The following is a 761-nucleotide window of genomic DNA, read 5'->3' as shown; positions in this document are numbered from 1 at the left end:
GAAGACGCGACAATAGCAAGCTGCCAGGTCGCAATTTAAAAATGCGATGAGCCGATGAGTCAAGTACCGCTTGACTCGTTTTTTTTTACTCTTTTTCTTGTCTCCTATACTTATAAATGATATAGTAGTTGAGAACTGGTTCGAGAGCCAAACCCAGTATAAAAAACTAAGAACATATGAATATAATTCATGATGTTTGGCTTCTAACTGTTCTTTAGAAGAAGGAGAAAATCGAATATGAAAAAACTAGACGTTAAAACGATTGCATTAAACGCAGTCATCGCTGCAGTCTACGCAGCACTTACTATCGGCTTAGCGCCAATTTCTTATGGTCAGGTGCAGATGAGAATTTCAGAAGTAATGATCTTCCTTGCATTCTACAATAAGAAATATATCCCAGGATTAGTATTAGGATGCTTCATTGCGAACGTTCCATCATCTCTTGGTGCATATGATATGGTATTTGGTACATTTGCGACTTTACTTGCAGTTATCGCAATGAACAAAGTATCTAATCGTTATGTTGGTGGTATCTTAGGTGGATTAATCAACGGTATCATTGTTGGTATTGAATTAACACTTGCATTCCATACACCTTTCCTATTAAATGCTGTTTATGTATTTGTAGGTGAATTTGTTGTATTAGAAATCGGTGCATTCTTATTTGGATTATTAGAAAAGAATGAACCAGTATTAAAGATTATTAAAGCATAAAAGAACCTCTGGGCAATGTCATTAAGTTAATAATGCTAGAATTTAAG

Annotated in this window: 1 protein-coding gene and 1 riboswitch; the gene reads left to right on the top strand. The window is 35.1% G+C overall.

All coding sequences use genetic code 11. The features are described from left to right. Positions 1-129: 129 nt before the first annotated feature. A riboswitch (PreQ1 riboswitch) is annotated at positions 130-176 on the top strand. A gap of 61 nt (positions 177-237) precedes the next feature. After that, the gene (locus QVO42_RS03185; protein ID WP_022424733.1) at positions 238-714 is read left to right on the top strand and encodes a QueT transporter family protein; all 477 of its coding nucleotides are present in this window, start codon (positions 238-240) and stop codon (positions 712-714) included. The last annotated feature ends 47 nt before the right edge of the window (positions 715-761 follow it).

Origin of the sequence: Catenibacterium sp. CAG:290 (assembly GCF_000437715.1) — a bacterium.
GTDB lineage: Bacteria > Bacillota_I > Bacilli_A > Erysipelotrichales > Coprobacillaceae > Catenibacterium > Catenibacterium mitsuoka_A.
Note: the sequence above shows the minus strand (reverse complement) of the source record. Positions and strands in the feature narration are given on the sequence as shown.